This window comes from Gardnerella sp. DNF00257 (genome assembly GCF_049262745.1).
In the GTDB taxonomy this organism is placed as follows: domain Bacteria; phylum Actinomycetota; class Actinomycetes; order Actinomycetales; family Bifidobacteriaceae; genus Bifidobacterium; species Bifidobacterium piotii.
In genome coordinates, this window is the sequence record NZ_CP058403.1 from 679,458 (window position 1) to 691,620 (window position 12,163).

12 protein-coding genes are annotated in these 12,163 nt (G+C 41.1%); 11 read left to right on the forward strand and 1 reads right to left on the reverse strand.

Annotated elements, in window-relative coordinates:
• Positions 1-12: 12 nt before the first annotated feature.
• The 9 genes from HXT23_RS02485 (at position 13) to HXT23_RS02525 (ending at position 7,890) form a co-directional block, all read left to right on the forward strand.
• A complete protein-coding gene (locus tag HXT23_RS02485) occupies positions 13-771 on the forward strand; it encodes a YebC/PmpR family DNA-binding transcriptional regulator (RefSeq protein WP_004113651.1) in 759 nt (252 codons plus the stop codon).
• Positions 772-777: 6 nt separating this feature from the next.
• Complete coding sequence (gene ruvC, locus HXT23_RS02490) at positions 778-1,359, forward strand: crossover junction endodeoxyribonuclease RuvC (protein WP_004133171.1); 582 nt, start codon at positions 778-780, stop codon at positions 1,357-1,359.
• Between the two features lie 60 nt (positions 1,360-1,419).
• Positions 1,420-2,058: a Holliday junction branch migration protein RuvA gene (ruvA, locus tag HXT23_RS02495; protein WP_422113042.1), complete on the forward strand. Its 639-nt coding sequence runs from the start codon at positions 1,420-1,422 to the stop codon at positions 2,056-2,058.
• Between the two features lie 5 nt (positions 2,059-2,063).
• The gene (ruvB, locus tag HXT23_RS02500; protein ID WP_016791976.1) at positions 2,064-3,143 is read left to right on the forward strand and encodes a Holliday junction branch migration DNA helicase RuvB; all 1,080 of its coding nucleotides are present in this window, start codon (positions 2,064-2,066) and stop codon (positions 3,141-3,143) included.
• 68 nt (positions 3,144-3,211) lie between these two features.
• On the forward strand, positions 3,212-3,637 hold the full coding sequence (yajC, locus tag HXT23_RS02505; RefSeq protein WP_116438443.1) for a preprotein translocase subunit YajC: 426 nt from the start codon (positions 3,212-3,214) through the stop codon (positions 3,635-3,637).
• A 17-nt stretch (positions 3,638-3,654) separates the two neighbouring features.
• Positions 3,655-4,236, forward strand: coding sequence for an adenine phosphoribosyltransferase (locus tag HXT23_RS02510; RefSeq protein ID WP_004130797.1), 582 nt, complete (start codon positions 3,655-3,657; stop codon positions 4,234-4,236).
• Positions 4,237-4,331: 95 nt separating this feature from the next.
• The gene (locus HXT23_RS02515) at positions 4,332-5,660 is read left to right on the forward strand and encodes a DUF6350 family protein (RefSeq protein WP_116438442.1); all 1,329 of its coding nucleotides are present in this window, start codon (positions 4,332-4,334) and stop codon (positions 5,658-5,660) included.
• 29 nt (positions 5,661-5,689) lie between these two features.
• Positions 5,690-7,372, forward strand: a complete 1,683-nt coding sequence (purH, locus tag HXT23_RS02520; RefSeq protein WP_422113043.1) for a bifunctional phosphoribosylaminoimidazolecarboxamide formyltransferase/IMP cyclohydrolase — start codon at positions 5,690-5,692, stop codon at positions 7,370-7,372.
• A gap of 140 nt (positions 7,373-7,512) precedes the next feature.
• Positions 7,513-7,890 (forward strand): DUF3017 domain-containing protein, encoded by a 378-nt coding sequence (locus HXT23_RS02525; RefSeq protein ID WP_119529533.1) that lies wholly within the window; start codon positions 7,513-7,515, stop codon positions 7,888-7,890.
• Between the two features lie 15 nt (positions 7,891-7,905).
• Here HXT23_RS02525 and HXT23_RS02530 read toward each other — a convergent pair whose 3' ends face one another.
• Positions 7,906-8,853 carry an MIP/aquaporin family protein gene (locus HXT23_RS02530; protein ID WP_016635296.1) on the reverse strand — a complete coding sequence of 316 codons (948 nt, stop codon included), beginning with the start codon at positions 8,851-8,853 and terminating at the stop codon, positions 7,906-7,908.
• 238 nt (positions 8,854-9,091) lie between these two features.
• On the opposite strand from HXT23_RS02530, the gene HXT23_RS02535 reads away from it, so the two are divergent.
• Together HXT23_RS02535 and der are read left to right on the forward strand one after the other, a co-directional pair.
• Positions 9,092-9,865, forward strand: a complete 774-nt coding sequence (locus HXT23_RS02535; protein ID WP_004133164.1) for a pseudouridine synthase — start codon at positions 9,092-9,094, stop codon at positions 9,863-9,865.
• On the forward strand, positions 9,862-12,069 hold the full coding sequence (gene der / locus HXT23_RS02540; protein ID WP_422113044.1) for a bifunctional cytidylate kinase/GTPase Der: 2,208 nt from the start codon (positions 9,862-9,864) through the stop codon (positions 12,067-12,069). Before HXT23_RS02535 ends, der begins: the two co-directional genes overlap by 4 nt.
• Positions 12,070-12,163 lie beyond the last annotated feature (94 nt).

A 12,163-nucleotide genomic window follows, 5' to 3' on the forward strand; every position in this document is an offset into this window, starting at 1 on the left:
TTTAGGAGTATCATGTCAGGTCATTCCAAGTGGGCGACCACAAAGCACAAGAAGGCCGCTATCGACGCAAAGCGCGGCAAGCTTTTCGCCAAGCTTATTAAGAATATTGAAATCGCAGCTCGTCTTGGTGGTGGAGACCCAGATGGTAACCCAACTTTGTACGATGCAATCGTTAAAGCTAAGAAAGCTTCTATGCCAGCAGACAACATTAAGCGCGCTGTTAAGCGTGGATCTGGCGAAGAAGCAGGTGGCGCAAACTACGAAGAAATTGTTTACGAAGGTTATGCACCAGCAGGCGTTGGCTTGATTATTGAGTGCCTTACAGATAATCGTAATCGCGCTGCAGCAGATGTTCGTTCCACTCTTACAAAGGGCAATGGCTCTTTGGCTACAAGTGGTTCTGTGAGCTTTAACTTTGAGCGCAAGGGCTTGATTGAAGTTCCTAGCGAAGGCGTTGACTATAGCAAGCTTTTTGATATTGCTGCAGAAGCAGGTGCTGAAGACGTTGCAGACGATGGAGACGTGTATTCCGTATACACGGATTCTAGCGATTTGGTAACTGTTCGTAAGGCTTTGCAAGATGCTGGTTTTGACTACGATTCTGCAGAAATCGTTATGCATCCAAATAACGAGGTTGAGTTGAGCTTTGAAGATGCTCAAAAGGTGTCTCGCTTGATTGACAATCTCGATGATTTGGACGATGTTCAAAATATTTATAGCAACTGGACTGCTTCGGATGAAGTTATGGCTCAGCTTGAGGAAGCAGAATAGTTTCCAATGATGATTTTGGGCGTTGACCCCGGGCTTACTCGCTGCGGGGTCGGCGTGATTGAAGCCGGCGTTTCTCGTCGGCTTTCTTTTATTCACGTCGATGTTTTAAGAAGCAATCCAAAAACTTCTCAAGATTTAAGATTGCTAGAAATTTACAATGGTCTTGTGGAGAAAATCGAGAGGTTTTCGCCAGATGTTGTTTCGATTGAGCGCGTGTTTGCTCAAGAAAATCGAAATACGGTGCTTGGAACTGCTCAAGTTGCAGGAATCGCTATGCTTGTTGCAGCTCAAAGGGGTATTCCTGTTGCTTTACACACTCCAACGGAGGTTAAACTTGCTGTTGCGGGCAGTGGTAGTGCTGGCAAAGAGCAAGTAGAGCGCATGGTTGCGCGTCTTTTGAATCTTAATGTTTTACCAACTCCTGCAGATGCTGCCGATGCTTTAGCTCAAGCTATTTGCCATGCTCTTAGGCCTGCAGGCGCATTGCAAGGCGGAGAGCGAGAGCAGCATTTAACAGATGCTCAAAGAAAGTGGGCTGAGTCTTTGCGTGCGGCGCGCGGATCAAGTTCTGTCGGGCGAGGTATGTAGGATGTCTATAGAACAGATGTTCTATAGACTGTAGGGATTTATTTTGAAAGGTGAGCGCTGATGATCGGTATGCTTAATGGCGTAGTGGAATCTATCGATTCGCGTTGTGCGCTTGTCTGTGTTTGTGGCGTTGGCTACGAGGTATATATGCCTTCGTCAGATTTATCATCTTTGCGCGAAGGTCAAGAAGTTAGAGTTTATACGTCTTTGCAAGTTAGTCAAGATGCTATTACGCTCTATGGTTTTACAAGTATGGCTGCAAAGCGTATTTTTCTTCAAATTCAACAAAAAGTTAGTGGAGTAGGTCCTAAAGTCGCTCTTTCTTTGCTTTCAACATTAAGCGTAGATCGTTTGATTAAGGCTATTGCGGATTCAGATGTTTCTGCGCTTTCTTCCGCTCCTGGGTTGGGAAAAAAGGGTGCACAAAAAATTATCCTCGAGCTTAAAGGCTCTATTGACGTGTCTTTATTATCACAAGATAGCGTGGATAAAAATGTAAACAAGAATATAAGCGACTTTATTGATTCTTCTATGCAAAAAGTTGTTGTTGGATTGATGTCTTTAGGCTGGAAGCAGTTTGATGCTCAAAAAGCAGTGGAAAGCGTTTGTAAACAAGAGCATATTTCTTTGCCAATTAGAGATGAAGATATGCCAACAGTTTTGCGCATGGCTTTGTCTTCGCTGGATAGAGGCAGGTGAGGATTATGAGTTTTGGCGAGAAAATCAACAGTGAGAAAATCAACAACGTGCAATCTGTTAATACTGGCGTATCAGAAGATTCATTAAGAATAGTATCTTCTAGTGCTATAGAAAACGAGCAAATTAGTGATGAGGAGTTGCGTCCTCATGCTCTGGATGGTTTTATTGGTCAGCCTTTATTAAAAGCGCAATTGCAACTTTTTTTGGATGCTGCAAGATTGCGTAATGTTCCTCCCGATCATATGCTTCTTGCAGGTCCTCCTGGTCTTGGAAAAACAACTTTAGCAATGATTGTTGCTAACGAATTAGGCGTTTCTATTCGAGTTACTTCTGGCCCTGCTATTCAACATGCTGGGGATTTAGCATCGATTTTAAGCTCTTTAGATACAGGTGAAGTGTTGTTTATTGATGAGATTCATCGACTTCCTCGCGCTGCAGAAGAGTTGCTTTATATCGCTATGGAAGATTTTCGAGTAGACGTTATGGTTGGAAAAGGGCCTGGAGCGTCTTCTATACCGCTTACTTTGCCTCATTTTACGGTTGTTGGCGCAACTACTAGAGAAGGCATGCTTCCTTCTCCTCTTAGAGCGCGTTTTGGTTTTACTGCTCACTTGGATTTTTATCCTCACGAAGAGCTAGAGAAGCTTATTGAGCGTTCTTCCGCACTTTTAGGCGTAAATCTTGCAGGCCAAGCGGCAAAAGAGCTTGCTTTGCGCTCTAGGGGAACTCCTAGAATTGCAAACAGACTTTTGAGGCGTGTTAGAGATTGGGCAGTAGTACATAATCTTAAAGAAGTAAATCGCGAGTCTGTAATCGAAGCTTTATCTTTGTATCAAATAGATACTCAAGGCCTTGATCGTTTAGATATTGCTGTTCTAAAAGCTATTGTGGTTCAATTTAATGGTGGTCCTGTAGGGCTTAATAACTTGGCTGCAATGGTTGGAGAAGAGTCGGAAACTGTGGAAACTGTTTGTGAACCATATTTGGTTCGAGAAGGCTTTCTTGTTAGAACACCTAAAGGCAGAGTTGCAACTGAAAAAGCTTGGCAACATTTAGGTCTTAAAGCACCCGATAATGTCAGATAGATAACATAAAATAGTTGATTTGGACGGTGTTTTGCCGTCTTAGGGTTGGATAACTTAAGGAGTTTATTGTGCCCCAATTCTTTCAACAGTATGGCATGCTTATTGTTCTTGTAATTGCCATGGTTGGTATCATGTGGTTCCAATCTCGTAACATGAAAAAGCGCCAAACTGAATTGCGTTCTTTCCATGATTCGTTAAAGCCTGGTGTTGAGGTTATAACCATTGGCGGAATTATTGGTAAAGTTGTTAGCGTTGATGCAGATCACGAAGAGATTGTTTTAGATTCAGAAGGTAGTCTGCTTCGCGTATCTTTCCGTGCTGTTAACAGGGTTTACGTTCGCGTAGATTTTAATAGCTACGATAAAGAAGATAGTGCCGAAGGCGCTAATAATGCAAATAGCGCAGAAGATAACGAATCGCAAGAATCGCAAGAATCCAATGAATCTAACGAGGTTCAAGAATCTAGCGAATCTAATGAAAATAAAGAAAACTAGAATAGAACGCTAGGATTATGACAACAACTGATATTACGGTAAAGCCTCTAAAGAATGTTAGTAGTGAAGATGCTAATTATTTAGCATCTCTTGTTCGCACAATTCCAGGATTCCCTAATCCAAAGATTGTTTTTCGCGATTTTCTACCAGTATTTGCAGATGCTCGTGGTATGAACATTCTTATTGAGTCACTTGTTGATTCTTTGCCAGTTTCTAAAGATTCTTTTGATTTAGTTGCAGGTCTTGAAGCTCGTGGATTCTTATTTGGCCCAGTATTAGCTGCACGCTTAAATAAGGGTTTTGTTGCCGTAAGAAAAGCAGGGAAGTTGCCGCCAGAAGTTATTAGTGAATCGTATTCTCTTGAATATGGAGAAGCTAAAATCGAGATTGAAAAAGACTCGATTAAACCTGGCCAGCGTGTTCTTATTGTTGATGATTTGATTGCAACAGGAGGAACCGCAAAAGCTGCTGCAAGGCTTGTTGAAAGATCCGAAGGTGTTGTTGCTGGATTCTGCTTTGTAATGGAGCTAACGGGCATTAACGGAATGAGCGACTTGCAATCCTATAAGTGCTCTAGCTTAATGAAAATGCCGGCTTAAACACAGCAAATAATAGTTTTAGGAAAAGCGTTAAATACATAGATAATCCAAAATAATCCAAGTCTAAACTTTAAGAACGTAGGGGAGAAACAATTTTGAAAAAACTAAAATCTTCTCTTATTAGCGTTTTGATGGGTTTAGCTATTCCAGCAATAGCTATTTTTGTTTTTGCTCTTATTGTTGGGTTGTTTATGTCTTTAACGCTTTTAGTAATTTCGATTGAAGAAGGAACTGGTAATCTTTCTGATTCATCAATGTCTTTAACATGGGCCGTACTTCTTTTTGCACAAGGTGTTGGTCTTGGTTTTGACGATTTTGTTCTTACGATTATTCCTCTTGGATTAACAATTCTTTTAGTTTCATCTCTTGCAATTGCAATGAGAAAGCTAAAAGGCGGTCAATTAGCCAATTCAATAGGATTATTTGTTTGGGTTTTTGCAAATTATGTAATATCCCAAAATACTAATATTGAGTTGTTGGATTCTTTGCCAATAATATTGCTAAAAAGTGTTTGTGTGTATATTTTGGCTATGATGATTGCTGTTTTTCCATATTCTTCTACGTTTGCACAAATAAAACAAAAGTTGGCAAAGCATTTTTCTGAGCGAATAATTAAATGCGCAAAAATCTGTTTTTATTGCTCTGTAAGTGTTTTAGTTATTTACGCAATTGTTGCACTTTTAACAATCATCTTTTGGTGTGTAGTTGGTTCAAGCAACGTTGAGATTGCATTTTCTAAGCTAGGAATGCAAATCGGTTCTAGGATTTTAACATCTATTGCCTGTTTAGTGTGGTTGCCGAATATTGCACTATGGGCATTATCTTGGATTTCTGGAGCAGGATTCAACATTGGAGATATTGCAAGCTTTAGTATTTTTTCTGTTAGCAAAAAATCGTTACCACCTATTCCACTTTTTGCAATATTTCCAGATGCTATAAAAGATTCATTCTATAGAACAGCTTCGGTTAGTATATTGTTTGTTTTGTGCGCTATTTTGGCATCGTTTATAATTTTGTACTCAAAGTTGTGCAACCTTAGAATCATATTTGATAACAATAAAGTAGACTGGAAGAAAACAGCTTTTGCATTTGTTCAATCTGCAATAGTTCTAGTAGCATCTTGCATGGCAATAATACTTGTTATGAGTGTATTGCTTCTATTTGCAAATGGTAGTTTGGGAAGATTTAGATTAGCACATGTTGGAGTTAATGTAAGTAGAAGTCTTCGTTCCTTAGGCCATTTAACAATATACGGTTTTGGCTTTGCTTGGCTTGTTATTCTTTTTGTTTGCGCAATAATAGTTGGTATTCGACTTTTAAGCAATAAAATTTTATCCGAAAATCAACCTTTGCTTGAGAGCAAAACTGAAACTAGTAATCTTGAGTCAACTAGAACAGTCAGCTCAAAAGCTAATAAAAAATAAATCCTCATCCAACACAAGGAGGAACACCGGTGCAACAGATACATGAGCAAGAACAAAATGCAGATGTGCTGATAACCACAGGTAAAAGGTCAATAAAGCGAGTACTGGTTTCAGTATTTTGCAAAGAAGGACTAGAAACGCTGGCAGATGCTTTTAGAAAGTGTGGAACTCAAGTTGTTTCAACTGGTTCAACTGCTTCAAAGCTTCAAGAATTGGGTGTAAGCGTTACGCAAGTGTCGGATGTAACAGGATTCCCAGAAAGTTTAGATGGTAGAGTTAAAACTCTCGATCCGCATATTCACGCTGGAATCCTAGCAGATATGAGCAATTCGGATCACGTAAAGCAGCTTAAAGATTTGAATATTGAGCCATTTGATGCTGTAGTTGTAAACTTGTATCCTTTTGTGAACACAGTTATGAGCGGCGCTAAAAATGATGCCATTATTGAAAAAATCGATATTGGTGGACCTTCAATGATTCGAGCAGCTGCTAAAAATCATAAGTCTGTAGCTGTTATTACAGACCCTGCAGATTATAAATTGCTTGCTAATCGAATTGCTTCTGGCGAAGGCTTTAGTTTGCAAGAGCGCGAATACTTAGCGCATAAAGCATTCGAGCATACAGCCGCTTACGACGCTGCAATATGCCAATGGACTAATAGTGCTTGGCCAATGCCACAAAGCATGATAGAAAACACAGAAAACAGCGATGATTCGCTTGATAAAACAAGCAAAGATTCGTTACTTCCATGTGACTACACGCGAACATGGACTCTTGAACGTAAGCTTAGGTATGGAGAGAATCCACATCAATATGCTGGGCTTTATCTTGATCCGTTGCATAATGGCGGTTTAGCTCAAGCTGAGCTTCTTGGCGGAAAGCCAATGAGTTACAACAATTATGTTGATGCGGATGCAGCATGGCGTGCAGTTTGGGATTTTGCTCCGCAAATTGCCGTTGCTGTTTGCAAACACAATAATCCTTGCGGCTTAGCAATAGGTGCAACAGCTGCCGAAGCTCATGCGAAGGCTCACGCTTGCGATCCTGTAAGCGCATACGGTGGAGTGATTGCTTGCAATTCAACTGTTACTCTAGAAATGGCACAAAGTGTGCGTCCAATTTTTACAGAAGTAATTATTGCTCCAGACTACGATCCTGAAGCTTTGGAATTATTGCGCACTAAGAAGAAGAATTTGCGAATCCTAAAGGTTGCAAATCCTCCTGTTTTAGGCTTGCAAGTGCATCCTATTGACGGAGGCGCGTTGGTGCAAAGCGCAGACAAGATTGACGATTTTGGAGATAATCCACAAAATTGGACTCTTGTTTCTGGAAATCCAGCAGACGAAAAAACCCTAAAAGATTTAGAGTTTGCATGGCGTTCTCTTAGGTGCGTAAAGTCTAATGCCATTTTGCTTGCGCATGATTTAGCAACTGTTGGAATAGGAATGGGTCAAGTTAATCGTGTGGATTCTTGCCATCTTGCAGTTGAAAGAGCAAATACTTTGGCAGATGGATTAGAACGCGCTAAAGGCTCTGTTGCAGCATCCGACGCATTCTTCCCGTTTGCTGATGGTCCTCAAATCTTGATAGAAGCAGGTGTAAGTGCAATAGTTCAACCTGGAGGGTCTATTAGAGATGAGGAAGTGTTTGAAGCTGCGCGCGCGGCTGGCGTAACAATGTACACTACTGGAACGAGGCACTTCTTCCACTAAAAATCAATCGCTATTTGCAAATTAGTATTTCTGTAAATAGCTGATTAGTCAGTTAGATTAGCTCGATTAATCATATTAACATAAAAAGCCTTGGATTGTATTTAATATACTTTCCAAGGCTTTTTATGTATTATACAAGTATGACAATTAGCCAGAAGAATCAAGATAGCGAATTAAAATTTGATCATAAAGATGAATTATTGCACGATGCGAATAGCAATGCGAATAGCAACTCAAACAATCATATCTACGTTTCGGAAGTAAAAGAAGGTAAGCCATACGCGCAATGGATTGTAGCAATAATCGTATGCGTGTGCGCTGTATTAGCTTTTATAGGAAAAATAATGGCTGCTACAGTTATTATTTCTGCAACAGCCATCATTCTTGGAATAATACGCTTAATTTTCTCTCAACGAAGCCCTTGGAAAGTTAGATCCGTTGCCTTTGACTCTTTTCTAAGCATTGCACTAGGACTTGGTTTGCTAATAACGTATTTTTCTATTTTTGTTTTTATGTAACCTATTTTGTTTTAACTATTTGTCTTCGTTATAAAATGGGTTAACTTCTTTATTCTCGCTATTTTCTGATTCTTCGTTAGATGAGGAAGTGTTTTTGGAAGAATCATCCAAGCTTAAATCGCCAGAATTATTAGATTCTTTAGCACTGGTTGAGTCTTTTGAAGAAGAACGAACAAGCTTGCTAATAAGCATAATGAATCCAACAAGAGCTGCTGCAAAAACAGGAGCAATCCAAAATACCCAAAGTTGGCTTAATGGCGAAGCAGCTAATTTCTTAGACTGTGCAAGAATGGCAATACCTGTAGAGCGAGCAGGATTAAGACCCGATCCAGTAATTTGGTAGGTAATAAAAGCTCCAACAGAGTATGCAATACCCATGTGTGCTGCATACGTGCATTTAGCACTACCATCTTCGCGCGTATACGTCATTGCTGTTGCAACAATAATAAGAACTGCAATAATCTCAACTATTAATGCGGAGATAACGCCAAAAGAAGCATTAACGCTTTTTAGCTGATTTGCAGAGATAGAAGCGCTTTCAAAACCGTTTACAACAGGAGCAAACCATGTTTTTTCTGGAACCATTTTAGTTTGAGGAAGAATAAAAACAGTTATTGAAGCAGCAACGAGTGCGCCAAGAACTTGCGCAATAATGTATAAAATTCCAGAGATATAAGAGGTTCTTCCAGTAAGCATAGAAGCGATTGTTACTGCTGGATTAACGTGGCCTCCAGAAACCTTAGCTGCTATACTGATTGCTGCTGCGTAAGCTAAGCCTGTTCCTGCAGCAATCAAAAGAACGTTCACGCCGTACATTGCTGTTACAACAGAAGAGAATGTGTAAATAGTAAATATTGCAAAAACGCTTGCAATAAATTCAGCAAAAATCCTAAAAATAAGAGGTGCAGGAGCAGATGCTTTTTGCTCATCATTTGAACATTTATTTTGCAAAGTGTTGTTCATAACAATTCCTTACGTTAATGTGTACGTGTTGTGTTGTTTTTATGTTGTTTTGTTATTCGCAACACAACCAAACGTTTGCTATAGTATCACGGCTATGCCATACGCTAGTATAGAAAAACGTGGCAATTTGCTGTGAGTATTAAAAAATGATTAAAAATTATTAAAAAATACGCAAAAATGGCCATAAATAAAACATCAATAAGATTAAATTAATACAATAGGTCACGTTGGGAGAACGATGCCAAACGCATATTCCCGCGCCAATCAGGCGCATTCAAATGACAAAAATGCCGTTCGACTGCAAAAGCTACTTGCTGAAGCGGGATTTGGTTCAAGACGCAAATGTGAGGAGATTATTCTCGATGGGCGTGTTGAAGTGGATGATGAGCTTGTAACAACACTCGGAACTCGAGTAGATCCAAGTAAGCAAAAAATTCGCGTAGACGGATCCAGAGTAAAGTTCAATCACAAGCTTGTAACGCTTGCGCTTAATAAGCCAAAGCGAGTTTTGAGCGCAATGGATGATCCAAAAGGTCGCTTTACTTTAAGAGATATTGTTGGAGACAAATACGAGCGAATTTTCCACATGGGTCGCTTGGACTACGATTCGGAAGGTCTTATTTTAATGACCAACGATGGCGAGCTAAGCCAGCATGTTATGCATCCAAAGTACGAAGTTGAAAAAACGTATATTGCAACTGTTGAAGGCAAAATCAACGGAATGGTTTGCCGCAGGCTAGTTTCGCAAGGCGTAAATCTGGAAGACGGCTGGATTAAGCTAGACAGATGCGCAATAATCGATCAGAATCACGATGCAACAATCGTAAAAGTTGTTTTGCACTCTGGCAAAAATCGCATTGTGCGTAGGATTTTTGGAGCTGTTGGTTTCCCGGTAAAGCGTCTTGTTCGTACGCAAATCGGCCCTATTAAGTTGGGCGACTTAAAAGCTGGGTCTTATCGCGTGCTTTCGCAAGTAGAAGTGCGCTCGCTTTCTAAGGAGGTTGGCCTGTGATTTGTGTAGCAATTGATGGACCAGCAGGAGTTGGCAAGTCTTCTACTTCTCGCGCTTTAGCACAATACTACGGTTTTGCGTATTTAGATACGGGTGCAATGTATAGAGCTGCCGCATGGTGGTGCTTAAAGCAAGGAATTGATTTAAGCAAGCAGCTTGAGTTGGATGAAGAAGGAAATCCAACAAATTCGGCAGATGCAGAACGCTTTAATCAAATTGTTGAAGCTGTTGGAGCATTGTTTACGGAAGATCATGCTGAATTTAGCGTTGATCCAAAAAATCCTGTAGTCGTAATTGATAGTGAAGATATTAGCGAAGAATTGCGTTCCATCGAAGTTTCTTCGCACGTGTCTACTGTTTCTTCGATTCCTGCAGTTCGACGCATGCTTATTGCTGCTCAGCGCGCGTATATTGCGGCAGAGTCAGCTGAGGATTCTTTCTCTGGCGGAGAAGGCATAGTTGCAGAAGGCCGCGATATTACTACTGTTGTGGCTCCTAATGCGCAAGTTCGAGTGCTTCTTACTGCTCGCGAAGAAGTGCGCCAAGCTCGCAGAAACAAGCAAGATATTGCGCAAGAAAATTCGCAAAATAATGAATCTAAGAATAATGAATCTTTAGAAGAAGACGATATTCGCGCTCGAGACGCTAAAGATTCTAAAGTTACGCATTTTCTTAAAGCTGCAGACGGTGTTACAACTCTCGATAATTCTGATTTGACTTTTGAGCAGACTCTTGACGCGCTTGTAGAGATGGTTGACGATGCTATTGAGCAAGATGAGTACGATCGTTATGCTGCAAATCTTGAAGGCTACGATCTTGACGATGAAGACCGTGCGCTTCTTAGCGGAGATTTAGCAGGCGAAGATGAGTCGAAAGATACAAAAGCGGTTGGAGTAATCGCCGTTATTGGCCGACCAAACGTTGGAAAATCAACGCTTGTAAACCGTATCTTGGGTCACAGAGTTGCTGTTGTAGAAGATACTCCAGGCGTTACTAGAGATCGCGTAAGCTACGACGCTGAGTGGGCTGGAACCAACTTCAAGCTTGTTGACACTGGCGGCTGGGAAGCAGATGTTGAAGGCATTGATTCTTCGATTGCTCAGCAAGCGCAAGTAGCAGTGCGTTTAAGCGATGCTGTGATTTTCCTAGTAGACGGTCAAGTTGGTTTAACAGCTACCGACGAGCGTATTGTTTCAATGCTTCGCGCTGCTGGTAAGCCTATTACTTTGGCAGTTAACAAGGTTGACGACGCTAGAAGCGAGTATTTGACTGCAGAGTTTTGGAAGCTTGGAATGGGCGAGCCTTACGGAATTTCTGCAATGCACGGCAGAGGCGTTGGAGATTTGCTTGACGCGGCTCTTACGTCTTTGAAGAAAGCGAATAAGACTTCTGGATTCTTAACTCCGCAAGGTCTTCGCAGAGTTGCTTTAGTAGGTCGTCCAAACGTTGGTAAGTCTTCGCTTTTGAACCATTTGGCTCACGAAGAACGCTCTGTTGTAAACGACTTGGCTGGAACTACTAGAGACCCTGTTGATGAAGTTGTGCGCGTAGACGGTGAGGATTGGCTGTTTATTGACACGGCTGGTATTAAGCGCAGGCAGCACAAGCTTACTGGCGCCGAATACTATTCTTCACTACGTACGCAAGCTGCGATTGAACGCTCGGAACTTGCTTTGATTCTTTTTGATTCTTCTCAGCCGATTGCAGAGCAGGATCTAAAAGTTATGAGCCAGGCAGTAGATGCAGGTCGCGCAATCGTACTTGTGTTTAACAAGTGGGATTTGATGGACGAATTTTCCAGGCAGCGCATGGAACGCTTGTGGAAAACTGAGTTTGAGCGCGTTACTTGGGCTGAACGCGTTAATCTTTCTGCAAAAACGGGATGGCATACTAACCGTCTTGCGCGCGCTATGCGAACAGCCTTAGAAAACTGGGATAAGCGCATTCCTACAGGCAAGCTTAACGCTTTCTTAGGCCGTATTCAGTCTGCTCATCCACATCCTTTGCGAGGTGGAAAGCAAGCGCGAATCTTATTTGCAACGCAAGCTTCTACGCGCCCTCCGCGTTTTGTAATATTTACAACTGGCTTCTTAGAGCACGGCTACCGTCGCTTTATTGAGCGTTCTCTTCGAGAAGAGTTTGGATTTGAGGGAACTCCTATTCAAATCTCTGTAAAAGTACGAGATAAAAAGAAGCGCAAGTAAAGTCGCAGGTTAATCGCAAATAAATCACAAATAAATTGCAAATAAATCTGCGATTAAAGTTGCGATTAAAGCGTAAGTAAAGTAGGAGCGGAAT

What these genes read in the sequence shown, in the direction of transcription:
- HXT23_RS02530 (WP_016635296.1), bottom strand. Translation starts at nt 8,853, where the DNA reads ATGAACAACACTTTGCAAAATAAATGTTCAAATGATGAGCAAAAAGCA.
- ruvC (WP_004133171.1), top strand. Translation starts at nt 778, where the DNA reads ATGATGATTTTGGGCGTTGACCCCGGGCTTACTCGCTGCGGGGTCGGC.
- ruvA (WP_422113042.1), top strand. Translation starts at nt 1,420, where the DNA reads ATGATCGGTATGCTTAATGGCGTAGTGGAATCTATCGATTCGCGTTGT.
- HXT23_RS02485 (WP_004113651.1), top strand. Translation starts at nt 13, where the DNA reads ATGTCAGGTCATTCCAAGTGGGCGACCACAAAGCACAAGAAGGCCGCT.
- HXT23_RS02510 (WP_004130797.1), top strand. Translation starts at nt 3,655, where the DNA reads ATGACAACAACTGATATTACGGTAAAGCCTCTAAAGAATGTTAGTAGT.
- ruvB (WP_016791976.1), top strand. Translation starts at nt 2,064, where the DNA reads ATGAGTTTTGGCGAGAAAATCAACAGTGAGAAAATCAACAACGTGCAA.
- HXT23_RS02525 (WP_119529533.1), top strand. Translation starts at nt 7,513, where the DNA reads ATGACAATTAGCCAGAAGAATCAAGATAGCGAATTAAAATTTGATCAT.
- HXT23_RS02535 (WP_004133164.1), top strand. Translation starts at nt 9,092, where the DNA reads ATGCCAAACGCATATTCCCGCGCCAATCAGGCGCATTCAAATGACAAA.